This is a genomic window from Anaerotruncus colihominis (assembly GCF_010206195.1).
Lineage (GTDB): Bacteria > Bacillota > Clostridia > Oscillospirales > Ruminococcaceae > Anaerotruncus > Anaerotruncus colihominis_A.
Genome location: NZ_VIQT01000010.1, coordinates 222,845 through 245,796 on the forward strand (window position 1 = coordinate 222,845; position 22,952 = coordinate 245,796).

24 protein-coding genes are annotated in these 22,952 nt (G+C 56.4%); 8 read left to right on the top strand and 16 right to left on the bottom strand.

Annotated features, from left to right (window positions below; genetic code table 11):
• Positions 1-101: 101 nt before the first annotated feature.
• Positions 102-833: an elongation factor P 5-aminopentanone reductase gene (ymfI, locus tag FMM72_RS08900; RefSeq protein ID WP_162221216.1), complete on the top strand. Its 732-nt coding sequence runs from the start codon at positions 102-104 to the stop codon at positions 831-833.
• A gap of 87 nt (positions 834-920) precedes the next feature.
• Positions 921-1,163, top strand: coding sequence for a helix-turn-helix domain-containing protein (locus FMM72_RS08905; RefSeq protein ID WP_160209633.1), 243 nt, complete (start codon positions 921-923; stop codon positions 1,161-1,163).
• 91 nt (positions 1,164-1,254) lie between these two features.
• Here FMM72_RS08905 and add read toward each other — a convergent pair whose 3' ends face one another.
• The 11 genes from add to FMM72_RS17525 all read right to left on the bottom strand — a co-directional run bounded on the left by add (position 1,255) and on the right by FMM72_RS17525 (position 11,013).
• The gene (gene add / locus FMM72_RS08910) at positions 1,255-2,202 is read right to left on the bottom strand and encodes an adenosine deaminase (protein WP_160209634.1); all 948 of its coding nucleotides are present in this window, start codon (positions 2,200-2,202) and stop codon (positions 1,255-1,257) included.
• 67 nt (positions 2,203-2,269) lie between these two features.
• Entirely contained in the window at positions 2,270-2,569 is a 300-nt protein-coding gene (locus FMM72_RS08915) for a hypothetical protein (protein ID WP_160209635.1), read from the bottom strand.
• A gap of 87 nt (positions 2,570-2,656) precedes the next feature.
• Positions 2,657-5,038, bottom strand: a complete 2,382-nt coding sequence (locus FMM72_RS08920) for an endonuclease MutS2 (RefSeq protein ID WP_160209636.1) — start codon at positions 5,036-5,038, stop codon at positions 2,657-2,659.
• A 58-nt stretch (positions 5,039-5,096) separates the two neighbouring features.
• The gene (recO, locus tag FMM72_RS08925) at positions 5,097-5,849 is read right to left on the bottom strand and encodes a DNA repair protein RecO (RefSeq protein WP_162221217.1); all 753 of its coding nucleotides are present in this window, start codon (positions 5,847-5,849) and stop codon (positions 5,097-5,099) included.
• Positions 5,803-5,985, bottom strand: a complete 183-nt coding sequence (locus FMM72_RS08930) for a hypothetical protein (RefSeq protein ID WP_160209638.1) — start codon at positions 5,983-5,985, stop codon at positions 5,803-5,805. Before FMM72_RS08930 ends, recO begins: the two co-directional genes overlap by 47 nt.
• Positions 5,986-6,158: 173 nt before the next feature.
• Positions 6,159-7,070, bottom strand: a complete 912-nt coding sequence (era, locus tag FMM72_RS08935; protein WP_162221218.1) for a GTPase Era — start codon at positions 7,068-7,070, stop codon at positions 6,159-6,161.
• Positions 7,067-7,552 carry a diacylglycerol kinase family protein gene (locus tag FMM72_RS08940; protein WP_162221219.1) on the bottom strand — a complete coding sequence of 162 codons (486 nt, stop codon included), beginning with the start codon at positions 7,550-7,552 and terminating at the stop codon, positions 7,067-7,069. The genes era and FMM72_RS08940 overlap by 4 nt, the downstream gene beginning before the upstream one ends.
• Positions 7,542-8,054 (bottom strand): rRNA maturation RNase YbeY, encoded by a 513-nt coding sequence (gene ybeY, locus FMM72_RS08945; protein WP_160209641.1) that lies wholly within the window; start codon positions 8,052-8,054, stop codon positions 7,542-7,544. Before ybeY ends, FMM72_RS08940 begins: the two co-directional genes overlap by 11 nt.
• Positions 8,051-9,019 (bottom strand): PhoH family protein, encoded by a 969-nt coding sequence (locus tag FMM72_RS08950; RefSeq protein WP_160209642.1) that lies wholly within the window; start codon positions 9,017-9,019, stop codon positions 8,051-8,053. The genes ybeY and FMM72_RS08950 overlap by 4 nt, the downstream gene beginning before the upstream one ends.
• Before the next feature lie 353 nt (positions 9,020-9,372).
• Positions 9,373-10,602 (bottom strand): sporulation protein YqfD, encoded by a 1,230-nt coding sequence (locus tag FMM72_RS08955; protein WP_160209643.1) that lies wholly within the window; start codon positions 10,600-10,602, stop codon positions 9,373-9,375.
• A gap of 114 nt (positions 10,603-10,716) precedes the next feature.
• Positions 10,717-11,013 (bottom strand): YabP/YqfC family sporulation protein, encoded by a 297-nt coding sequence (locus tag FMM72_RS17525; RefSeq protein ID WP_160209644.1) that lies wholly within the window; start codon positions 11,011-11,013, stop codon positions 10,717-10,719.
• 125 nt (positions 11,014-11,138) lie between these two features.
• Between FMM72_RS17525 and FMM72_RS08965 the strand changes: the two genes are divergently transcribed.
• From FMM72_RS08965 to FMM72_RS08975, 3 genes are all read left to right on the top strand, one after another.
• On the top strand, positions 11,139-12,257 hold the full coding sequence (locus tag FMM72_RS08965) for a hypothetical protein (RefSeq protein ID WP_162221220.1): 1,119 nt from the start codon (positions 11,139-11,141) through the stop codon (positions 12,255-12,257).
• A 166-nt stretch (positions 12,258-12,423) separates the two neighbouring features.
• The gene (locus FMM72_RS08970) at positions 12,424-12,642 is read left to right on the top strand and encodes a hypothetical protein (protein ID WP_160209646.1); all 219 of its coding nucleotides are present in this window, start codon (positions 12,424-12,426) and stop codon (positions 12,640-12,642) included.
• Positions 12,643-12,657: 15 nt separating this feature from the next.
• Complete coding sequence (locus tag FMM72_RS08975) at positions 12,658-15,405, top strand: N-acetylmuramoyl-L-alanine amidase (protein WP_162221221.1); 2,748 nt, start codon at positions 12,658-12,660, stop codon at positions 15,403-15,405.
• Between the two features lie 105 nt (positions 15,406-15,510).
• Here FMM72_RS08975 and FMM72_RS08980 read toward each other — a convergent pair whose 3' ends face one another.
• The 3 genes from FMM72_RS08980 to FMM72_RS08990 form a co-directional block, all read right to left on the bottom strand.
• Positions 15,511-16,860 carry a sodium-dependent transporter gene (locus FMM72_RS08980; RefSeq protein WP_160209648.1) on the bottom strand — a complete coding sequence of 450 codons (1,350 nt, stop codon included), beginning with the start codon at positions 16,858-16,860 and terminating at the stop codon, positions 15,511-15,513.
• 187 nt (positions 16,861-17,047) lie between these two features.
• Positions 17,048-18,685: a tryptophanase gene (locus FMM72_RS08985; protein WP_160209649.1), complete on the bottom strand. Its 1,638-nt coding sequence runs from the start codon at positions 18,683-18,685 to the stop codon at positions 17,048-17,050.
• Between the two features lie 137 nt (positions 18,686-18,822).
• The gene (locus tag FMM72_RS08990; RefSeq protein ID WP_160209650.1) at positions 18,823-19,200 is read right to left on the bottom strand and encodes a RidA family protein; all 378 of its coding nucleotides are present in this window, start codon (positions 19,198-19,200) and stop codon (positions 18,823-18,825) included.
• Between the two features lie 281 nt (positions 19,201-19,481).
• Here FMM72_RS08990 and FMM72_RS08995 point away from each other — a divergent pair, with 281 nt between their 5' ends.
• The 3 genes from FMM72_RS08995 to FMM72_RS09005 all read left to right on the top strand — a co-directional run bounded on the left by FMM72_RS08995 (position 19,482) and on the right by FMM72_RS09005 (position 21,834).
• A complete protein-coding gene (locus FMM72_RS08995; protein ID WP_162221222.1) occupies positions 19,482-20,180 on the top strand; it encodes a helix-turn-helix transcriptional regulator in 699 nt (232 codons plus the stop codon).
• Positions 20,181-20,199: 19 nt separating this feature from the next.
• Positions 20,200-20,970 (top strand): GNAT family N-acetyltransferase, encoded by a 771-nt coding sequence (locus FMM72_RS09000; protein ID WP_162221223.1) that lies wholly within the window; start codon positions 20,200-20,202, stop codon positions 20,968-20,970.
• A 204-nt stretch (positions 20,971-21,174) separates the two neighbouring features.
• Positions 21,175-21,834 (top strand): YczE/YyaS/YitT family protein, encoded by a 660-nt coding sequence (locus FMM72_RS09005; RefSeq protein ID WP_162221224.1) that lies wholly within the window; start codon positions 21,175-21,177, stop codon positions 21,832-21,834.
• Between the two features lie 82 nt (positions 21,835-21,916).
• Here FMM72_RS09005 and FMM72_RS09010 read toward each other — a convergent pair whose 3' ends face one another.
• Positions 21,917-22,390 carry a YbaK/EbsC family protein gene (locus FMM72_RS09010; RefSeq protein WP_160209654.1) on the bottom strand — a complete coding sequence of 158 codons (474 nt, stop codon included), beginning with the start codon at positions 22,388-22,390 and terminating at the stop codon, positions 21,917-21,919.
• Positions 22,391-22,468: 78 nt separating this feature from the next.
• Positions 22,469-22,909: an ACT domain-containing protein gene (locus FMM72_RS09015; RefSeq protein WP_160209655.1), complete on the bottom strand. Its 441-nt coding sequence runs from the start codon at positions 22,907-22,909 to the stop codon at positions 22,469-22,471.
• Positions 22,910-22,952 lie beyond the last annotated feature (43 nt).

Sequence of the window (22,952 nt, forward strand, 5' to 3'; positions counted from 1 at the left end):
TATACCGCCTGTGCGGCGCAATTGCGCTGCACAGGCGGGGGTAGACAGCGGTAGAAGCAGTCTCCGCTTACGGCGGAGGCTTTTGTCTATGGAGGGCGTTCATGTCTCGGACTGTATTGATAACCGGCGCGTCGCGCGGAATTGGCAGAACGTGCGCCAAGATTTTCGCGCGGGAAAGCTATAGCGTCGCGGCCTGCTACCGCCAGGATGAGGTATCTGCGCGTTCGCTTTTGGACGAGCTGTCCGCTGCTGGTTGTGATGCGGCGCTCTTTCGCGCCGATCTCTCGGATGAAACGCAGGCCGCCCGGATGACGGCGCAGGTATTGGATCGCTTTGGCCATATCGACGTGCTGATCAATAACGCCGGAATCGCACAGCAGAAGCTGTTCTGTGATATCACCGCGCAGGATTGGGCGCATATGCTCGGCGTCAATATTACAAGCATGTTTTATGTCTGCCATGGACTCCTGCCGCAGATGATCCGCAGAAAGTACGGACGGATTATCAACGTTTCCTCGATCTGGGGGATTTCCGGCGCGTCATGCGAGGTCCATTATTCCGCCTCCAAGGCGGCGGTGATCGGCTTTACAAGGGCGCTTGCCAAGGAGGTCGGTCCTTCCGGAATAACGGTCAACTGCATCGCGCCGGGCGTGATCGACACGGATATGAACGCGCAGCTTGGTCCTCAGGCACTTGAAGCCCTGCGTTTGGAAACGCCGCTTGGTACGCTCGGAACGCCGGAGGACATCGCGCGGCTCGCACTGTTTTTAGCGTCCGACAGCGCGGGATTCATCACCGGACAGGTGATCGCGGCCGATGGCGGATTCCTTTAACTTATCTATCCGCATCAGCCATATACTGTTATCAAACGGCCACTGGCCGGTTGTCAATCACAGACTTAAATTAAGGAGGCTACCCCCGTGTTTAACAAAAGGTCCTTCGGCGAACGGCTCAATGAATTGCGTGTGGCGGAGGGTAAAACCGTCGAGGAGGTTGCGCAAGCCATCGGCCTTACTGCTCAGAATATCAAAGAGCTTGAGACAGGCGGCATCAGCGCCTCGTTCGATTTTCTCGTCAAGCTCGCAGCCTATTTCAACGTCTCCACTGATTTTCTGCTCGGCCTGACCGACATCCCGCACATCGAGCAGGGCGCGGCCGACTGAACATATGCGGATTGATTCATGTATAAAAGCGGTTCCCGTGCCAGCTTTGGCTGGTACGGGAACCGCTTTGCATGGAGGACATTTTAAAGTCTCACTCTCTTAAAAACGACGCCTCGCGCGCGTATCGCTGCATCGTCCCGATCTCTCCGTCGGTAAAACCGAGGTGTGTTTTTAAAAGCGCAATTTCACGCGGCAGATCGGTATTGGATACCGTCATGTTGTCAGAATTGACCGTCACGCGCACACCCGCGTCAAACAGCGCGCGGATGGGATGCCGATCCAAGCTGACCGCCCCCTTTGTCTGCACATTGCTTGTCGGGCATACCTCAAGCGTCACACCGGCTTCAGCCAGCTGACGCATCAGCGCCGGATCGCCGGCGGCCGCGATCCCATGTCCGATGCGCTTTGTCCCAAAGGAAAGCGCCTGCCGGATACTGTCCGGCCCGTCGGCCTCCCCTGCGTGAATGGTCATTGGAATCTGCTGCGCGTGGGCCTGTTCAAATAATCCTGCATAATCGGAAGTTGGAAACAACGCCTCTGCACCGGCTAAATCGATGGCGCACACAACCCCGCCAGGCAAATGCTTCCCGACAAGCCGCAGCGTTTCCTCATTGGCGGCCTGATTGCCGCTGCCGCGCATACAACACAGGATCAATCCGCAGCGAAACGCAGGATACGTTTCCATCGCACGGCGCGCCCCAGCGACAGCCGCGCACACGGCGTCGTCCTGTGTCATGCCGCCGCTTGTTGAAAACTGCGGCGCAAAACGGATTTCCGCCCGCTCAACGCCGAGCCGGTAAAGGTCCTCCGACAGTTCGAACGCGGCGCGTTCCAGCGCATCCGGCGTTTGAAGCACGGCAAGCGGCAAATCAAACCGTTTTAAATAGTCCGTCAGCGACGGGCAGTCCGCCGGTACCTCAAGATAGGCGCGCAGAGCCTTTGCATCGGCGGCAGGCAGAGAAATCCCCTGGTGTGATGCCAGCTCGAAGATGGTCTGCGGCCGCATGGAGCCATCGAGATGAAGATGCAATTCTGTCATGGCTATATCCTCCAGTCTTTACACAAAAGCCCGATAACGAATCGTTCGTTACCGGGCCTTTTTCCGTTTACTTGCCGGAAAGCTGACGCTCCAGCCAAATCGAAGCAATATTAAGCGCGTCGTACAGGTTTGATTTCTCTGTCTTTTTTACAACGCGGTCGCGCGGCCGCAGCTCGTCGTCTGTTGACCAGATCTGCACAGAAACCTTGCTTGGAAGCTGTTCGCCCTGAAACGGCGCCTCCGCCAGGATCTGTAACATCGCAACATATTTGTCGCCCATGTCGCCGTAATAGATTGTATTCCCACTGCGCACCAACGGACGCCCTTTATACGTCAGCGCGCCTGCCTTCGTCACCTTTTTTTCCAAACCTTCATCACTCGCAATCTATCAAAATCAATAATTTTTCACCTAATGATATCATACCATAAACGGAGCTGCCTGTAAAGCGCGGCGTCATTTCAATTCCGCAACGGTGACGCCGGACTCCCCTTCGCCAAATGTGCCAAGGCGGAACGATTTCACACTGCGGTGCTTCTTCAAACGCTGCTGTACCGCAGCGCGCAGCGCGCCGGTACCTTTGCCATGGATGATTGTGACGGTCGGGACGTTCGACAGCACACTCGCATCGATAAACCGGTCAAGCTCCATCAGCGCTTCGTCGGTCGTCATGCCGCGCAGGTCCACCTCCGTTTTTACATCACGCGAAACCTTCGATGAAACGCCGCGCGTCGAGACACCGGCGCCGCCAACCGTTACGCGCCTGTCCTTTGTATCAACCAGGCGCAGTTCCGACTGATGCACCTTCGTCTTGATAATCCCCGCCTGTACCTGCACAAACCCCTGTCCATCGGGTGCGGACAGGACCGTTCCTTCACGTCCGAGCGATACAAGGCGCACCGTGTCGCCGCGTTTAAGCGGCCGCTCAGGTGTGTACTGTTCGATATTCTTGCGCGTTACGGGGTCGGCAAGGTCGTGCAGACGGCGCATATTCGCCTTGAAAGCCGATTTGGCCTGCGCGGCGCGCTCCGCGAAGCCGGCGCTGTCCTTTTGCCGGCGCAGCTCTTCAAGCTCGTCAAGAAGTTTCTGAGCCTGCATCCCGGCCTGTTCCACAATCCCGCGCGCCTGCACGCGCGCGCGCTCAATTTCACGCTCGCGTTCCTGCTCCATCGTTCTGCGCAGCGCGTCGGCCTCGTCGCGTTCGCGCTGCGCGCCGGCGCGCTGGCTCTCGGCCTGCGCGCGTGCGCGCTCCAGCTCCTGCCGCGTCTGCTCGAGCTGCGAGACAACCTCCTCAAAGCGCAGATTTTCACCGGAAACATGCGCCCGTGCCGCCTCGATCACACTGGATGGCAATCCGAGGCGCTCACAGATAGCAAACGCGTTTGAACGACCCGGCACGCCGATCAGAAGCCGGTAGGTCGGCCGCAGCGTTGCAACGTCAAATTCACAGCTTGCGTTTTCAACGCCCGGCGTGTTGAGCGCGTACATTTTAATCTCGGCGTAATGTGTCGTGGCCACCACCTTCGCGCCCTGGGCACGCAGCCGCTCAATCACGGCGACGGCAAGCGCCGCGCCTTCCACTGGATCAGTGCCCGCGCCAAGCTCGTCGAGCAGCACAAGCGAACGGCTGTCAGCCTCACCAAGAATCCGGATGATATTCGTCATATGCGCCGAAAAGGTGGATAAGCTCTGTTCAATGCTCTGTTCGTCGCCGATGTCAACCAAAAGCCTTTCAAAAACGGGCACCGTGCTCCCGTCGGCCGCGGGGAGCATCAAGCCGCACTGCGCCATCGCTGACAGCAGGCCGAGCGTTTTAATCGCAACGGTTTTGCCGCCTGTGTTCGGCCCGGTGACAACAAGCGTGTCAAAATCGCCGCCGAGCCGCAGGTCAATCGGTACGACACGGTCTGCGGGCAATAGCGGATGGCGCGCCCGTTTCAGTTCTGCCGCGCCCGTCTCGCTGATCGCAGGTTCGGTGGCGCGCATCTCATCGGCCAAACGGCTTTTCGCAAAGTAAAGATCAAGCTCGACGATCGCTTCATAGCTGCCGCCGATGCTGTCGGCGCACGCGCCGGTCTGCGCTGAAAGCTCATACAGAATGCGGTCGATCTCCGCCTGTTCCTGCCCTTGCAGAATCCGGATTTCATTGTTGGCCTCGACAACGCCCATCGGCTCAATGAAAACCGTCGCGCCCGATCCAGACGTATCGTGCACCAGCCCCTTGATCTCGTTGCGGTATTCCTGCCGCACCGGCACAACAAAGCGGCCGTCGCGCTGTGTGATGATGTTTTCCTGCAAATATTTCTGATACGTCGCCGAACGCACCAGCCGGTCGAGCACCTCGCGCGCCTTGGCGCCGGCGCTCCGGATTTTCCGACGGATGTCGGCAAGCGCCGGGCTGGCCGCGTCTGCGATTTCATCCTCCGACACGATCGCCGTCGATATGGCGCGCTGCAATGACGGCAGCGCCACAACGCAGTCGAGCAAAAATTCCAGGCTTGTCGGATCACCTTCCAGCTGGCTGCGCCAGCGTTCAATCGTCTCAATCGCGCGCAGCACACGCGCCACGTCGAGCAGCTCACGCGGCGACAGGCGCGCCCCGACCGCCGCGCGTTTGAGCGCGGCGGAACAATTTGTCACGCCGCCGATCGACGGCGTCGAATAACGGTTTGTCAATGTGTTCGCATCGACCGTGCGCCGCATCAGCTCACGCACATCACGGATGTCGCGCGCCGGTTCAATCGCAAGCGCCAGCGCGCGGCTGTCCTCACACGAGCAATGGCGCGCCAGGCGCATAAGCACCTTATCTAATTCAATTGCTTTACAATATTTATCCATCTTTTGTCCCCTGTAACGGCCTGTGCCGCCTGAAAGATTCTGTTTGGCAAAACAGGCCCTAATCCTTGATCGTCAGGTAAAAATCGAGCGTTGAGAAGCGTTTGTCGAGCTGGACCTGGACATAATACTGTGTGACCTCCCCCAGATACGCAAGCTGCTCCTGCGGCAGCGTAAAGGCGAACAGCCGCTCAAACGGCGCGTACAGAATGTGCCGCATCGCAGCCAGCACGCCGCCGGAAAGACGCATCCGCGGCTGGTCCGGCGGCACGTTGGCGATGCACTTGCCGCAGGCAAGCTCACCCGTCAGCGGCAGAAAATACATCAGCTCCGATTCAAAACAGCCGCATCCGCGGCATGCGACAAGGTTCGGCATATAGCCCGCCATCGTCATAAGCCGCAGCTCGTATAGGGGTTTGATAAACGCGCAGGCGCGTTTATCCCGGTCGAGCAGATACAGGGAATTGAGCAGCAGGCGCAGATACTCCTGCGCGCATTCGCCGCGCGGAGCTGTTTCGGCCGTCAACTCACACAGGTACGACGCCAAAGACAGCTTACACACATCGCCGCGCACCCCCATAAACACGGTTTCCAGATCGGCGCGGTCGACGCTGTATCGATCTTTATTTGAAAACAACACAAAACACGAGTAGCTGAGAAGCTCGGCTGGAACGCGCAGCGTTCCGCGCGGCTTCTTAGCGCCCCGTGCGTAGGCGGATATGACGCCGCGCTCCTTAGTCAGGAGCGTCAGCACGCAGTCAAATTCGTCAACCGATCGTGCCCTCAGGACGATCGCCTCGGTTGTGATATGCACCGTTTTCCCCCGCGGCTGCGGCGTTTTGCGCCGCAGTTGCCTGCGCTTGCCGCTTTACACCGACATAACGCATATAATCCTCGATTTTTCCGGACTGTAAAAATGTGTTAAACGCCATCGTCTCGTCGGGTTTCAACACCGCCACCTCCAAAATATGATGTGGTTGTATTGTTCCCCGCACCCTGCCGCTTATTGTAGGGAAAGCTTTGCTCCCTTTCCACTATTTTGCCACTTGACAGCATTTTTTCAAGGTCTGCCCATCCGCCTGCGGCGCATCGCTTCTGAAGAGCAGCGGCGCAGAACAGACCGTCAATTATATCCGAATGAGCGGATGATATTTTCCCGGTTGCGCCAGTCCTCGCGCACCTTGACCCAACATTGCAGGTTGACGCGGCAACCGAGGAAATGCTCGATATCCTGCCGCGCCTGGGACGCGATCTTTTTTAACATCGCGCCGCCCTTACCAATAATCATGCCTTTATGGCTTTCGCGCTCGCAATAGATCTGTACCTGGATGTCCATAACATCCTTGTCCGGGCGCTCCTTCATCGACTCGACCGAAACGGCCGTGCCGTGCGGTACCTCGTCAAACAGGCGGCGCAGCAGCTTTTCGCGCACGATTTCCGCCACAATCACGCGTTCCGGCTGATCGGTCAGCGTATCTTTGTCAAAGAAAAACGGCGACGGAGTTGCAAAACGTCTCAGCTCGGACAGCACATCGCCCACGCCGCTGCCATGCAGCGCCGAAATCGGAACGACCGCCTCAAACGTATACGCCCGCATAAACAGGGCGATCTGCGCCATCAGCTTCTCCTTTTCGGCCAGCGTATCGATTTTGTTGATGACAAGCACCGCCGGGATGCGCTGCGCCTTAAAGGAATCGATGAGGCTCTGCTCGACCTTCTGGATCTCATCACCAGGCTCCACGACAAGCACGGCGACATCGACGTCCGCCACGCTGTCGCCCACCTGCTTGACCATATATTCCGACAGCTTTGTCCGCGGCTTATGCAGCCCGGGCGTATCAATGAACACAAGCTGCGTATCGCCCTGCGTCAGCACGCCCGTGATACGTGTGCGCGTCGTCTGCGGCTTGCTCGAAACGATTGCCACCTTTTCGCCGACCAAGGCGTTCAGCAGGCTTGATTTCCCGACGTTCGGCCGGCCGACAATAGCGACGAAAGCCGATTTTGTCTCATATTGCGGTTGTGTTGCGTTCATAAATTCTCCTTTTTGTGATCCCCCTGCGAAAATCCAAAAACAAACCATCCGGCGATCAGCGCCGAAGCGGCCAGCGCCAGAAAGCGTATGGGCGAAGTCAGCGTATCCAGCAGCAGCGCCGTCAGCGCGCGCGGCTGCCAGAGCAGCACGGCTCCCACGCCGACAGCAGATGCGGCAAACACCAGCACCGCTCCGGCGGCCGTATCCTTAGCGATTTTCGCCAGCGGCCGGCGCTGCGGAGAAACAAGATCGACCAGCGCCTCGGCCGCGGTGTTGACCAGCTCGAGCGCAAGCACGCCGCCGATAGTCAAAAACAGCAAAGCAAGGCGCGCGCCTGTAATGTGCAGATACGCCGCGAGCGCCAGAACGTACGCCGCGGCGACAAGATGGATGCGGAAATTGCGTTCCCGGCGGATGCAGTGCATAATTCCGCACAGCGCATATCCAAAACTGCGCCCAAGTGCGGCTATTTTATTTAACATCTTCCGGCAAAACGTAGCTGCCGTCGCGCTCAAGCCCCAGGCTTGCCAACACGCTTTCCTCTTTTTCGCGCATGTGCACCATTTCCAGCCCGCCCGCCTCATGGTCGTAACCGAGCAGATGAAGCATGGAATGAACTGTTAAAAAGCCAATTTCGCGCTGGAGCGAATGGCCGTACATACGCGCCTGCTCCACAGCCTTTTCGACCGAAATTACAATATCGCCAAGCTGCAGCGCGCCTGTCTCCATGTTGCGGTCATATTCGCCGCCGGACCCCAGTGGGAACGACAAAACATCCGTTGGCGCATCCTTTTGCCTGTATTCGGCATTGAGCTGGCGGATTTGCTCATTGTTGACAAAGCTGACGCTGATCTCCGCACTTTCATGGAAATTCTCCGCGATCAACACCGCGTGGCAGCAGCGCCGGATCAGCAGACGAATTCCGCTTGGTATTTTAACATCCTTCTGTCTGTTGGAAATCAGGACCTTTACACGTTCCGTCATCTGTTGCGTTTACCCTCCTCATAATACCGCTCATACGCTTTGATGATCGCCTGCACAAGCCGATGGCGCACAACATCCTTTTCCGTAAAATGCAGGATACCAATATCGTCGACGTTTTTAAGCACCTTGACGGCCTCCAAAAGCCCCGACCGTTTTGTATCCGGCAGATCAATCTGTGTGACATCGCCTGTGATAATCGCCTTGGAATTAAAACCAAGGCGCGTGAGAAACATTTTCATCTGCTCCGGCGTCGTATTCTGCGCCTCGTCAAGGATGATAAAACTGTCGTCGAGCGTGCGTCCGCGCATATAGGCGAGCGGCGCGACCTCGATATTCTGCCGCTCTACATACTTTTGGAAATTTTCAGCGCCGAGCATGTCGAACAGCGCGTCATACAGCGGGCGCAGATACGGGTCGACCTTATTCTGCAAATCTCCTGGCAAGAACCCCAGCTTCTCCCCTGCCTCCACAGCCGGTCTTGTCAGAATGATGCGGTTGATTTCATGCGCGCGAAACGCGCGCACCGCCATTGCGACGGCAAGATATGTCTTGCCTGTTCCAGCTGGCCCGACGCCGATTGTAATCGTATTGGAACGGATCATCTCGATATATTTTTTCTGCCCGAGCGTCTTTGCCTTGACTGGCTTGCCAGTCGTTGTGATGCATACAACGTCGTCGGCGAGCGAAGCGACCTTGTCCTCGCGCCCCTCGCTGACCATCGCCATCACATAGCGCACATTCTGGTCGCTGAGCGTTTCGCCCTTATTGATGAGCGAAAGCAGACCTGTGATCGTGCGCACGGCAAGCGACACGCCCTGTTCATCGCCAAAGACCTTGATCTCCGTACCGCGGCAGGTGACAGTCACCCCATACTCCTGCTCAATCAGCCTGATATTTTCGTCAAAGCTGCCAAACAGGGCGAGCGCATGTTCCATCCGGTCTATATTTACCAGTTGTTCTATCATTATTTTTTCATCCGTCCCCTTGCCTAGGGGCTGTTTGAAAAATCAAAATTCCCGTCTTTTTCTACAAACAGGGGCAGACGCCGCGTTAAAAAGCCCCGGAATCCGAAGGATTCCTGCTTTTTTTGCCTTGCGTTCCCCTGCTGTTTGCAAAAAATTCGGCAATTCCTCTATTTTCAAACAATCCCTAGTCCGTTTCCTGCTCTTAACAACACCCAATACCCCGTGTATAGTATAGCAAATCGATTGGTAAATAACAAGCAGTTTCACCAGTTATTTGTGAATATTTTGTGAAATTTCTCCAGTTTTTTGAATCAATTCTGTTTGCACGCTCATTGGCAGCAAAGCGCCGGCGGTCAGTAGCCGCCGGCGCGCGCTGGTTTTTTCTCCTCTTTTTCCTGGCTGTATTGTGTGACCGGTATCTCGACCTGCCGCGCAATATTCATTTCAACGATATAATCGCCGCGCAGCACAAGCTCACCGTTTTCCACCGAAGCGGAAACCTCCCGTTTTTTGACAGCGTCCTGATCCCACGCCTCGCGCTCCAGCGCCCCGAGCTGCCGCTGTGCGATGCGCAGAGCCGCTTCCTGCCCTAACTGCTGTTTCTGCAATTCGTAAAAGATGTACGTCTCGCGCGTCACACAAAACGGCAGTTCTACCGGCCCGACCCGGGGCTGCCCCGTCACACGCTCCAGCTTGTAATCGCCCTCCAGGCCGCTGTAGATGAACAGCGGCAGGCGCACGCCGGGCAGCTCCAGATAGCGGCGTTTCACAATGCGGCCCGTCGGGACGGGCTCCTCGAGCGCAAGCGGAACGCGCGCCTCAAGCGTCTGCGGCACACGCGCGAATACACGCGCGTTGGCGCGCAGAAGATGCGTCATGCCCCAGCGATCCTCAATGATGCCGCTGACAATGATGTCGCCTGTGTGTACAGCGTCGCCGATTTTGGCTGCGGCGCGGCCGTCTGTGATCTCCATGCGCACAATCTGGCCGTCAGCCGCGGCTACGACATTGGCCGGGATATTTGTATCAATTTTCGGAGGCGGATCGGTGCGTTCATGAACGAGCAGCGTTGCCGTCGTCCCCTGTATGTTGAGCGCCGCCCAGGCAAGCCCATCGACTGCGACAGGCAGCGCCCGCGCGATCTCGCGCTCATCAACCGCACCCTTGCGCGCGCCGCGGTGCACACCCATTTCCTCAAGCGCCTGATACAACACCTGTGAATCGATGCGTTCGTTGCCCTCGATGCGCACCACCCATACAAACTGCTGTGAAATCGTTAAGAACAGAATGCAGATCAGCACACCGGCCGCGATACCGGTGCGCCGGCGGTATCGGTGCAGCAGAAACGGCAGGCCATATCGTTTGCCGACGCGCGCTGTCACGCCGGCCTTACGAACGTATGGATGCAGGCGCCGGTATCCGCGCGCCGTTGTAAAGCCTGTAATTCCGGTTTCCGTACGCCGGCAGCCCCAGAGGACAATATGATGGTGCGCGCACAGGCTCATCAGACGTTCCACAGAACCGGACCGCGCCGAAAAACAAACATAACCGCGCAGCCAGCGCAGCAGCCTGACAAACAGCAAATTCCCGCCTCCCTACAGATGATTTTGATCCTTCGTTCCGCTGTAAAGCGCCCCGTTCGCTATTCGCGACGCAGCCGGTCAAGCGGAGCGTCCGCTTTTCCAAAACAGCAGGATTCACTGTGAAAACTCAAGGGATTTGAAAAAGCCTGTGACAGTGACCCGGTCGCCGCTCATACATTTGAGGGTCAGGCCGCGGCCGGTAAACTTGAGGATCAGCTTGCCCGTATTCAGACGAATCACATCGTCGTTATATTCCAACACGTTCTGGCAATGCTCAACCGCTGCTTCCCGGTTGCCAAGCAGCTCCACCTGCGCGAGCCCTCCGGCTACATCGACGGGTATCTCCAGCGAGCGCGATACGACCTCTGCGATCGTACCGCGCCGCGGCTTCGATTTCCTGCGTCCAAACACAGGCCTTCCCCCTTGTCCTGATCCCACGATACGGCGGGATACAAAATTTCGGTATCATTCTTTTGACCGTTCGTTACATACATATTAACGGACCGGCCATTTTATGTAATAAGGGGTTGCGGTATATGAGGCGAAGCCATTTTCTTGGGGCGGGCGCCGCTGCTGCGGTCGCTGTATGCCTGCTATGGAAAACGCAGGAGGTCGCCGCCGGCGTGCGCGCAGGGCTTGCAAACTGCGCGGATATATTGATTCCATCGCTATTCCCATTTATGATTCTCGCGGGGTTGATCACGTCGACTGGCGCGGGCAGCGCGCTTTCACGCGCTGTATCCGTATTTTCACACCGCGTGCTCAAAATGCCGGAAAACATGGGCGCCGTGCTTCTGATGAGCTTTTTGGGGGGATTTCCGGTCGGGGCGCGTATGCTTTCCGACATGCTGGCGCGCGGCGAAACCGACAGAGATACCGCATCGCGCGCGCTCTGCTGCTGTGTCAACGCAGGGCCGTCCTTCCTTATTTCGGCAGTCGGCGCGGGGCTTCTGCACAGCCGGTCCGCGGGGGTTCTCCTGCTCGCCGCACAGCTTCTCAGCGCCTTTATTGTCGGCGCGTTTGTTTTTTCCGGCGCTCATGCGGACCGGCCGGCAGCCGGCCCGCATCATCGTTTCCCCTCCGAACGCGGGGCCTTTGTGGCAGCGGTACGCAGCGCAAGCGCCTCCATGCTGTCTGTCTGCGCATTTGTCGTCGCGTTTGCAGCCATCACGGCGCTGCTTTCTGCGGCCGGCGCGGTCGGCGCGCTGGCCCAATCGCTTGGCGCGCTGTTCCCGGCGCTCGGCGCGCCGTTTTTTTCCGCCGCGCTCTCCGGGGTGCTGGAGGTCACAAACGGCTGCATCCAGGCGGGCGCGCTTGGCGGACGCGCCGGATTTACGCTCTGCGCTTTTCTCACCTCCTTCTCCTCTCTGAGCATCATGTTCCAGGTGCGCGCCTGTTTTTCTCAGGAAAACCTCCCGCGTTTTGGGCCGTTTTACCGCTCGCGGCTGGCGCACGGCGCGATCACCGCTTTGCTGGCCAGTCTGTTCTATCAGCTCCTTCCAGCGCAAACGCTCTCTGTAATGGCGGCGGGCGGCGTACATGCGGCCGCCGCCCCGAATACGCCGAACCGGCTGGTTACGGCGCTCTGCCTGATTTGTATGTGCGCCATCCTGCTGCCAGCCGGACCGCGCAAAAATGCCTGCATGACAGAATAAGTGATCTGTTAAAGATTTGTATATGGAAATAAGGCGTCGAATCCTGTATAATGAAACAATACCGGATTGTATCGGGAGGATTCGAAACTAGAACAAGCAAAAATTTCATTCGATCTCCAGCCGGTCGATTCCACACTTTGTAAGCTGTTTGAAAGGAGGGAGCGTTATGCGTCGCTCACAGCTTTTTTCCAATGAGATCCCGCCAGCCTGCCAATATTGTAAATATGGGTTTATCACACGCTCAGGCGAAACCGTCCTCTGTGAAAAACGCGGCGTCACTGCGCCGCATGCCTCCTGCCGGAAATACCGTTACGCACCGCTCAAGCGCGTGCCCAAACGGCCCAACGCACTGCCGGCTTTTGATCCATCCGATTTTAAATTGTAATTGAGGAACAGATTCATGAAGCACGAGACAAAACGCACCATTCTGCGCACCCTGCTGGCGTCCCTGGCAATCATCGCGGCCACCTGCGCCGTTTTGTATGCCAGCGACCTGTTGACCGCTCCCATTTCGCCCAAAACGCCGCCCGCCGGCATCCCCCCTGCCGGAGAGAAATTACGCGCGCTGACTGTCCGCACACGCGGCAACGCCGACTTCCCATCTGAGCCTGGACTCTCCGCAAAGGAGCAGCGCGCGCAGCTCAATGAAATCGCCGCGTTCGCCGCGGAATACGGCTACAACGCTGTGTTCTTTGAAGCCGCGCCGTCCTGCGACGCTCTTTACCGCTCGTCAATCCTGCCTTCCAGCGCCTATTGGATGGGGCAGCAGGGCGCGTTCGCTTTCTTTGACCCGCTTGATTATCTCGTCAGCGTGTGCAAGGAATCCGGAATCCAGGTTTATGCGGTCATTGATCCGTTTGCGGTATCAGACGGGGAGCTTGCAGCATCCTCGCCCGCGTCAAAAAATCCGAACTGGGTGACGGCAGATGGTACGCTAAATCCCACAGAGCCGGGCGTTCAGCAGCTCGCCGGCTCTGTGGCGGCTGAGCTCGCCACCCGCTATGACATTGCGGGAATCGTGCTTGACGGCGTGGACCCCTCCGGATTCGCAACCATTGACAATTATGCGGCCGCGCTCGCTGAAACGGCGGCGCAGATGCGGGGCGCCCTGCGCCAAAAGGAGGGCCAGCGTCTTGGCATGATGCTCTCGTCCGGCGCTTCGCCAAATGCCGCTTCACTTTTGGCAAGCGGCTCGCTTGATTTTGCCGTCCCTGATCTGGCCGGACTTACTGAACAGGAACTCCCCAGCGTGCTGGCTGTCTGGCGAACCTCCGGCGTCCCATACTACCTGTTGTATACCGCGAGCGACGACAGGGCGTTTTCCCATCTTGCCGACGCAATCCTCTATCAGGAGCGCGCTGCCGGCAGCGGCCTGGTCGTCAACAGCTTTTCCTCGCTGCACACCGATTCACGTGCCGCCGCTTATTCCCTGGCCGCCTCGTTTGCACAGACCGAGCCGGCGAATATGCCCGATCTGACCTTCAGCACAGAATTCGCTGTGACGCGTCCGACAGAAACGCTGACTGTCGGTTCGGATTGGGAAAGCTACTTCATCACCGGCACGTCCGACCCAAGCCTGCCGGTATTCTACAACGGCACGGAGATCACCCGCTCTCCCTCCGGGCTTTGGGGCGTGCTGGTCAATGTGCCATACGGCACAAATACCTATACCTTTACGCAGGACGGCGTCAACAAGACGGCTACCATTGTACGCAATCAACCGTCTGCGTCTGCGGCCATCAGTGCCATTGTGAAAAGCTCCGTCTACCCGTTGAGCGCTGAGGCCGTACTCCCTGGACAATCGCTCAAGCTCTCGTGCACTGCCCCGGGCGGCGGAACCGTTACCGCGTCGGTCGGCGGATTGACCGCGGCGCTTGAACCGGTCGCACAGGCTGCGGACGGCGTTGCCGTCACCTATCAGGCAACCATCGATGTTTCGTCGCTCGCACAGGACGGAGAGGTCAGGAATATAGGACCTGTCGCCTATACGCTTGAATACGGCGGCGTCAATTCCGAGCAGCAGTCGGCCGGCGATGTCTACGCCTGCGGAAACGGCGCGCGCCCTGTTGCAGTTATGAAAACGTTCATCGTACCGGTCAATGCCAACGCCGCTGACGACGGCAAATATACAACCATCCTCAAGGAGGATTGCGTCGATTACATCACGGAGAATGTCGGCAGTTATTACCACCTTTCATCAGGCGGTTATGTACTCAAGGGCGCAGTCGATATCCTGGAAGGCTCCCAGACAGCGGAAACAAACGCTTCCTCGCTTTCGCTGGAGCAAACGGATAAGGGTGAAAAACTCATAATCCGCGGAACTGCCCGCCCCGCGTTTGACGGCGTAGCGGATGACGGAAGCGTTACAATCCGGCTTTATAATGTAACCGGCTTTGAAAACCTAAGCACAGCCGCGCTTGACAGCAAGCTGTGTTCATCAATTGAAGGCAGTACGGAGCAGAACACCGTGACGCTCACATTCCATTTAAATGAGGGCGTGCGGCTGCTCGGTTGGGATGTCCGCTTCAATGACAATGACACGGTGATCTATCTCAAACAGCGGCCGACGCTTAACCGCGCTTCGGCAAAGCCCCTTTCCGGTATTACGGTTGTGCTTGATCCCGGTCACGGTGGCGACGATCCTGGAGCAGCCGGCATCCCTGGTCCAAACGGGCCGTTTGAAAATATTTTAAATCTGGCGGACTCTTACGCCATTGAAAGCCGTCTGACGGCGCTCGGCGCAAAGGTGCATATTCTGCACAACGATGAAAATATGACGCTCAATGAACGCGTCGGGTTGGCGGAACAGTTTGACGCCGATATGTTTATTTCGAGCCACCACAATTCCCTCTCTGAAACAGTTGATTCCAATGATGTTTCCGGTATTGAGGTCTACTATTACAACGACCAGTCTGAGCTGCTCGCTGAAAAGATTGGCTGGAGCCTCGCGGAGGATACAGGCCGCAAGCTGCGGTTTACTGAACAGTCATGGTACCGCGTTACGATGATGACCGGTTGTCCGGCGGTGCTTGTCGAATCAGGTTACATCTGCAACCCCACGGAATATGAGGAAATCGCAGATGAATACGCCATGTTTAAATACGGCAACGCCGTCGCTGACGCTGTGCTCCAGTACTTTGCAGCATAATACAACCGCCCAAGTGCGGAGAAAGCCCGCGGCCGTGGAAACACACGGCCGCGGGCTTTCTGTATGGTAGTGATGATGATTATGATCTGAAACCGTGCGGCCGGATCAGCCGATACCGCCAAAGATAATGCCTGCAACCAGAGCGACAACCGCCAGGATGCAGTAAACATACTTCGCCAGCGGATAGAACCAATTACCAATTGGTTTCAGTCTGCCTTCATTGACCGCTTTCAGGACATATTCCTTGCCAGCGATCCAGAAGAACATAACGCCTGCCAGCAGCGCGCCCAGAGGGCAGATATAGATGGAAACCACATCCATCCACTGGGATGTAATTGCCTGGATCATAATGGCAACCGCACAGCCGATCACCAGGATAACTGCGGTCGCAGGCGCCCGTTTAAGGCCGAATTTTTCTTGAAGGGTTGCCACCGGGGCCTCATAAAGGTTGATAATCGAGCTGACGCCTGCAAAGAGCACACAAACATAGAATACGATCGCGATAACCCTGCCGGCAGGCATACCGTTGATGATGTTAACCAGATACACAAACATCAGGCCAGGTCCGGCGGATACATCGTTCATGGCCATGCCGCTGGCAGCGATGGCCGGGATGATTACAAACGCTGCCAACAGGGCCGCCATCGTGTCAAAAACAGCCACGTTGCGCGCAGAAATTGGAAGGTCCTCATTTTTAGGCAGATAAGAGCCGTAGATAACGCTGCCGTTACCAGCCACCGACAGGGAGAAAAACGCTTGACCAAATGCGAAAACCCACAGCTCCACACTGGCCAGCCCCGCAGGATTCAGTGTCAGAATAAATTTGTAGCCTTCACTTGCGCCGGGCAGTGTAAAGATATAGATGCCAAGCGCGACAAACAGGAAAAACAGAACCGGCATCATGATCTTGTTGGCAATTTCGATACCGTTTGCGACACCCAGAGCCATGATGATCAGGCTGACCACAATCGCGACAATGATCCATGGAAAGTTATCAACGGAAATCGTATCGAACGCCGGCCCAATCACAGACATATCCTGTCCCATGGCTGACAGTTCGCCACTGAACGCCATAACCGTGTACTTAAAAATCCAGCCCATGACCACTGTATAACCGATCGCCAACGCCATGGAACCGATGATTGGAATGACGCCGATGGCCTCGCCGGCATTTTTCTTGCCGGTACGAAGCTCTGTACATTTGCCAAAGGCGCCAATCGGGCCGGCGCCGGCAGAGCGTCCGAGTGCAAATTCACCGATTACGCCGGTGGCGCCAATCAAAATCACAAAGATAAAATATGGGACCAGGAAGGTCAGGCCGCCATACTTTGTGACCATAATTGGGAATCTCCAGATGTTTCCCATACCTACAGCAGAACCAATACATGCGAGAATAAATCCCCATTTGCTGTTAAAGCCGTCTCGTTTTGCCGTGGTGTTTTCAGGAGCTGACATATAAATCCACCTCTCTCTGCAAATGTATCGCCTGTTAAAAAATCCCTCTCACAGATAAAAGAAGGGAGGCGAGGTTCGCCAAAAGCCTTTATCAATTGCGAACGCCCGCCTCCTGCCGTGCGCTTCCCCGTGGCACAGTTACGTTTAACTGTTTATGTAGTAAAAGCCCTGAATATGACTTTCACTTTTATTCGTTGGCATATGGCTCCAAAAACGCATGGAAATGACGCATCGGAAGATTGTGGCCCCAGGTGATGCGCATATTGGGAATGCTCTCGCGATCCTCGTACAGCGCCTTGACAGCGGCAATGACATAATCCAGATGCTCCTGGGTCAAACGGCTGCGGTCGATCGCAAAACGAACCACATTTGCCAGCTCAGCCTGCTGCTCAGGGGTTTTCAGGTCATATTCCATGGAATAGTCGCCAAGCTCGGAAACACGGATACCATAGCGGCGGATCAGCTCCAGAGAGAAGCCCTCGCCTGCGAAGGTGTCGTGGCCGCGTTTGCCGTCGAAGAACTCATCCATATTGATGTATACAGCGTGTCCGCCGGCCGGAAGCACAACACCCTTGACGCCGGCCTTATAAAAGCCTTCCGCCAGGTAATTGCACTGGGCAATGCGCTCATGCATGTAGTTGAAATCGCAGGACTCGTACATACCGACAGCCAGCGCCATGATGTCGCGGCCGGACATGCCGCCGTAGGAATCGTTGCCGTAGCAGGAGATCTGCTTGACCTTTAAGATAACGCCCACATCGGTCTTGATTGTGCCATCCTCGTTGAAGTCGGAGAACTTCTTCCAGAACAGACCCTTGTCGCGGAAAGCAAGCATTCCGCCCATATTGGCGTGACCGTCCTTCTTGGCGGACATGGAGAACGCGTCGCAGTAGGAGAACATCTCCGTGGCGATCTCGGCGATGGACTTATCAGCGTAGCCTTCCTCATTCATCTTGATGAAGTAGCAGTTTTCAGCCCAGCGCGCAACGTCGAACACCAGCGGAATGTCGTATTTATGCGCGACACGGTTGATCTCTTTGATATTGGCCATGGAAACAGGCTGGCCGCAGATGGGGTTATTGGTGATGCAGGTGAAAATCAGCGGTACGTTCTCAGGGCCGACGGCATTGATGAGCTGCTCCAGCTTTTCAATATCCATGTTGCCCTTGAACGGGTTCTTTTCATACCGGCCGCCTTCGGGAATCTCGTACAACAGCTCCTTGTTGTACAGGTTGCGGGGCACCGAACCCATCTGCTTAATGTTGCCCTCGGTGGTGTCAAAGTGGCCGTTGGAGGGGATGGTAAAGACCTTACCGGGGTGGCGCCTGGCCAGAATGTTCTTGACGATCTCCATCAGCACGGACTCAGCCGCGCGTCCCTGTTGAATGATGAAGGTGTTGGGGCGTTCCATCTGGGCCGCTCCACCGTTAAACAGGCCGCCTTCATACTCGCACAGGTACAGCTCATCCATCATTCTTTCCACATCGCGGCAGTCGGTGCGGACCAGGTCGATAGACTTTTTCCAGTTCTTTTCGCCGCCGCGCTCAAAAATATCGCGGAACGTATCCAGCAGCACATAATAACCGGTGTTGCGGCCATACGCCTCGTCGCCCAAAAACAGGGACGCCCATTGCTGGTTGGTCATGGCGGTGGTGCCGGAGTCGGACAGCATATCCACGGTTAGCATGCCGGACGGGAACGCAAACTCATTGTAATGAGTGGCCTTCAGGGCGCGCTCGCGCTGCTCGACGGTTACATTGGGCACATCACGGACTGCAAAGGTGAAATGGTGGGGGACGGGAACATTCAGCGGATACTCTTTCATAATACTTATACCTCCATATTTGACGCTGTGCGTATCAATTTCAGAGGATACCCCGGTCATCGTTTACCAGTTTCCCGTTTCAGGCAACTACGACTGGCGGACAGTACCTTTACCAAATTAAAATTGCGGCCTGACAGTCATGCCTCGGCGATGACCTCAATCTCAACGAGCGCATCCTTGGGCAGGCGGGCGACCTCCACGGCCGAACGGGCGGGGAATGCACCTTCGCTGAAGAAGGTGGCGTACACCTCGTTCATAGCGCCGAAGTTGTTCATATCGCTGAGAAAAACAGTCGTCTTGACAACCTTGTCCATGCTGCTTCCCGCTTCCTCCAGGATCGCCTTGACGTTGGTCAGGGACTGGCGGGTCTGCGCCTGGATTCCCTCCGGGAAAGCGCCGGTCGCCGGATCAAGCGGGAGCTGGCCGGAAGTGATCACCAGGCCGCCCAGCCCGATCGCCTGGGAATACGGGCCGATCGCCGCCGGCGCGCGGTCAGTGCTGATTATTTTTTTCATAGGATCGATCCTCCTTTTTCTAACTCTGCAATAATTTTATCACAAATATAAAAGTTGTCAATTGTTATTTCGCTTTAATTTTACGATTTGTTTAAATTGTTTCTTATAGTTATATATATTTATATAAAATAACAACAATTTAAAAAATTTTATCAAATATATTTCTTATCGCAATAAAAAATTCCTAAATAGCTTTGACAAAATTCCAATCAACCGATATAATGGATTTAGGCACATTTTTATGATCATGCCAGAACATTATCTGGCCGAAAGGTAACGATATGACGAATCCGATGCTTCAGCATTATATAAGGCTGACGGAATTTCTGGGACATACCTTGGGACCGGATTATGAGGTTGCTCTGCATGACCTGACGGACAAAAACCGTTCCATTGTCGCCATTGCCAACAGCCATGTGAGCGGGCGGGAGGTCGGCGCGCCTCTGACCAATATAGCCCTTAAAATTCTGATGGACAAAAGTTATGAAAAAAAGGACTATATTACGCATTACCGCGGTGTGTCCACCGAAGGACGGACGCTGCGTTCCTCCACGCTGTTCATCAAGCATAATGGAAAACTGATCGGGATGCTGTGCATCAATTTCGACGACAGCCGTTATCATGCTGTGAGCGAAAGCATCCTGCGCCTGTGCCACCCGGACCAGTTTGTGGATACCAACTTCCAGGTGGATGAAACGCGCGTCTCCGACGCGCCGTATGCTCTGCCGGCTGTGGAGCAGTTCCACAACTCCAGCGGCGGCGTGGCCGAGGACGCTGTTTTGAGGGAACTGAAGCGGCTGGATCTGTCCCCTGTGCGGCTGACGCCGGAGGAACGCCTCCAGATCATCCATACCCTGGAGAGCGACGGAATCTTCCTGCTCAAGGGAGCGGTCAAATCTGTGGCTGATATCCTTCAGTGCTCTCAGGCGAGCGTATACCGTTACCTCTCCCAAATCCGGCGGGAGGACGCGGCGGAATAAACAGATTGGAGACGGTTTCATGCTGCATGAACTGACAGATGCCAGAATTTCCGATTTCCAGACAGCCTGCGCCTATGAGCGGGTTTTTGGTTCCCGAGCGCTGACCCTTCTGCGGACCTATGGCCTGGAGGGCAGCCCGGCGCGCTTTTATCTATGTGAAAAGGACGGCTGTCCAACAGCCGCCCTCTCCCTATTCGGCGGCGTACTCACGGTTTCGGCAAACGAACAGGCAGCGCCCGAACCGATCGCCGCGCTGGCCCAGTCCCTCGGCGTGCAGGAAATTGATACCAATTGGGGGCAATGCGAAGCCCTACAGAAAATCCTGGGCGGAACGACTGACAGCTCCTATTATATGGTCTATCAGGGCGGCGCGCAGGACGGTGTCTGTGCGCCGCTTTCCCCGGGAGAACTGCATGCCGTCTTTGACGTGCTCCAACGCAGTCATGAATACTACCGGACACATCTTCGATTCGATCCATGGGCGGCGGATCTGGAACGCCGCTGCGCATTGGGGCTGTCGGAGCTTTACCAGCTCGAACAGGATGGGCAAGTGATTGGGACCGGCTGCATCATCTCCGGGGATGACGAATGCGGCGTTATAGGCGCTGTTGCTGTCGTACCCGAATACCGTCATCATGGATATGGCCTGCAAATCAGCCGTTTCCTTGTCCGGCGTATCCTGGAAAAGGGCAAGACGCCCCGGTTGATCTCCGGATATGACGGGGTGGCCCGGCTTTATGAGCAAGTGGGTTTTATCGCCTGTGGCAGATGGGGCGAATGGTATCCTTAAGAAGCTATACCAATGGGGGACGCACACGCCTTGGCGGAAAATCCCCCGTCTGAACTGTGTCAGAAGGGCTTGAAATCCGCCAGGATTCCTGAGGTTTCCTTCCTTGCCAGACAAAAAAATTTTTACGCCAATCCATGTATGTCCCCCCAACATATACTTCCACCAAATTGGTACAGCTTCTAAGACGAAAAGGAGGCTCAGAACATGATCCGTGAATATTGCCGGCGGACCGGAACGCTGATCCTGGGACTTGTTGTCAGCGCGGTCGGTATCGTGATGATGCTTCAGGCGAATGTGGGGCTGGAACCCTGGAGCGTCCTTCAGGAAGGGCTGTCCCATACTTTGGGGATTACCTATGGAACAGCTTCAGCGCTCGTGGGCGCGGTCGCCATCGGAGTCGCGGTCGCCTGCAAAGAAAGCTTTGGCTTTGGGACCATCCTTAATATCGTTGTGTGCGCGATCCTGATCGACTGCCTTTTGGCGCTTCATTGGATTCCATTGATGACTTCCCTGCCGTCAGGGATTTTGATGCTGCTTTGCGGCCTGGAGCTGTTGGTTATTGGCACCTGGCTTTACATGAGGACCGCACTGGGTTCCGGACCCCGGGACGCCCTGATGGTGGCGCTGGCGCGCAAAACCGGCCGCTCGGTCGGTCTGTGCCGCGCAGCGGTCGAACTGTTTGTCATCCTGCTTGGTTGGCTTTTGGGCGGACGCGTCGGAATCGGTACGGTGATTTCCGCGCTCGGTCTGGGGAGCCTGTTCAATCTTAACTTTGCCCTATTCCGTTTCAAGGCGTCGGAGCTTCACCAGGAAAGCGTGGCTGAAACCGTACAAAAGCTGCGGCGGGCCAGCGTCGGACGGTAAATCTGAAAAAGCGAGGGACCTTCCGGCCCCTCGCTTTTTCAGTTGTATTTATACAGATTCGTGTGCGCCGGCTTGCGGATAATCATTCTGATAGCTTGCAGACGTCGACCCATCCGGCGGCATTCGCATATTCATATAACTCGTCACAGCCAAGCTCGATCGCAGAATGGTCGCTGCCGGCCGCCGGGAAAACCGTATCGAAGCGCCGCAGCGATTCGTCAAGATAGACCGTGACGGCGTCGTTTTCAATCGCAAACGGGCAAACGCCTCCGACGGCGTGTCCCGTCAGCGCGCGCACCTCGTCGGGCGAAAGCATCGACGCCTTCATGCCAAAACGCGCCTTGAACTTTTTGTTGTCCACGCGCGCGTCCCCGGCCGCGACGAGCAGGATACACCCTTCCCCCTGCCGAAACGACAGCGTCTTTGCGATGCGCGCCGCAATCACGCCGGCTGCCTGCGCGGCCAGCTCCACAGTCGCGCTCGACTGCGAAAATTCCAGGATATCGCCCGCACGTCCGCGCGCCTCAAAATAGGCGCGCACCTTTTCAATTGACATCCATTCTTCCCTCCAAAAAAGCCGGCGGTGGAAAATCCGCCGCCGGCCGTCATTTTTTACATCACCGATTGACCACGATCAAAGCTGGCTGCGTAGCAGGACATCCTCGCTTGTAAGGATCGGGATTCCCTTGGCGGAAAGCACCTGCTCGGCCTGTGCGTTATTCTCTACGCGCAGGATCACAAACGCCGTCTTTTCCGCCTTGCTGACGAACGCATACATATATTCGACCGCGATCCCCTCGTCCGCCAAAATGCGCAGCGCAACGGCAAGACCGCCGGGCTGATCAGTAATACCGACGCCGATCACATCCGTCTGTGAAACCGTAAAGCCCTGCTCCTTGAGCCGGCTTTCGGCGCGCGCCGGATGATCGACAATCAGGCGCAGAATTCCAAAGTTGGTTGTATCCGCGATGGAAAGCGCCCGGATATCGATATCGTTTTTACTCAGCACGTCTGTGACCTCGGCGAGCCTTCCGGGCTGGTTCTCCACAAAGACGGACAACTGCTTGATGACCATAAATCAACACCCGTTCTGCCGCAATGGCTGTTATTTTATGTAC

Excerpts from the sequence above, each read along its gene's own strand:
- ymfI (WP_162221216.1), top strand. The coding sequence starts at position 102 with ATGTCTCGGACTGTATTGATAACCGGCGCGTCGCGCGGAATTGGCAGA.
- add (WP_160209634.1), bottom strand. The coding sequence starts at position 2,202 with ATGACAGAATTGCATCTTCATCTCGATGGCTCCATGCGGCCGCAGACC.
- FMM72_RS08920 (WP_160209636.1), bottom strand. The coding sequence starts at position 5,038 with ATGGATAAATATTGTAAAGCAATTGAATTAGATAAGGTGCTTATGCGC.
- era (WP_162221218.1), bottom strand. The coding sequence starts at position 7,070 with ATGAACGCAACACAACCGCAATATGAGACAAAATCGGCTTTCGTCGCT.
- FMM72_RS08940 (WP_162221219.1), bottom strand. The coding sequence starts at position 7,552 with ATGTTAAATAAAATAGCCGCACTTGGGCGCAGTTTTGGATATGCGCTG.
- ybeY (WP_160209641.1), bottom strand. The coding sequence starts at position 8,054 with ATGACGGAACGTGTAAAGGTCCTGATTTCCAACAGACAGAAGGATGTT.
- FMM72_RS08950 (WP_160209642.1), bottom strand. The coding sequence starts at position 9,019 with ATGATAGAACAACTGGTAAATATAGACCGGATGGAACATGCGCTCGCC.
- FMM72_RS08965 (WP_162221220.1), top strand. The coding sequence starts at position 11,139 with ATGAGGCGAAGCCATTTTCTTGGGGCGGGCGCCGCTGCTGCGGTCGCT.
- FMM72_RS08970 (WP_160209646.1), top strand. The coding sequence starts at position 12,424 with ATGCGTCGCTCACAGCTTTTTTCCAATGAGATCCCGCCAGCCTGCCAA.
- FMM72_RS08975 (WP_162221221.1), top strand. The coding sequence starts at position 12,658 with ATGAAGCACGAGACAAAACGCACCATTCTGCGCACCCTGCTGGCGTCC.
- FMM72_RS08980 (WP_160209648.1), bottom strand. The coding sequence starts at position 16,860 with ATGTCAGCTCCTGAAAACACCACGGCAAAACGAGACGGCTTTAACAGC.
- FMM72_RS08985 (WP_160209649.1), bottom strand. The coding sequence starts at position 18,685 with ATGAAAGAGTATCCGCTGAATGTTCCCGTCCCCCACCATTTCACCTTT.
- FMM72_RS08990 (WP_160209650.1), bottom strand. The coding sequence starts at position 19,200 with ATGAAAAAAATAATCAGCACTGACCGCGCGCCGGCGGCGATCGGCCCG.
- FMM72_RS08995 (WP_162221222.1), top strand. The coding sequence starts at position 19,482 with ATGACGAATCCGATGCTTCAGCATTATATAAGGCTGACGGAATTTCTG.
- FMM72_RS09000 (WP_162221223.1), top strand. The coding sequence starts at position 20,200 with ATGCTGCATGAACTGACAGATGCCAGAATTTCCGATTTCCAGACAGCC.
- FMM72_RS09005 (WP_162221224.1), top strand. The coding sequence starts at position 21,175 with ATGATCCGTGAATATTGCCGGCGGACCGGAACGCTGATCCTGGGACTT.
- FMM72_RS09010 (WP_160209654.1), bottom strand. The coding sequence starts at position 22,390 with ATGTCAATTGAAAAGGTGCGCGCCTATTTTGAGGCGCGCGGACGTGCG.
- FMM72_RS09015 (WP_160209655.1), bottom strand. The coding sequence starts at position 22,909 with ATGGTCATCAAGCAGTTGTCCGTCTTTGTGGAGAACCAGCCCGGAAGG.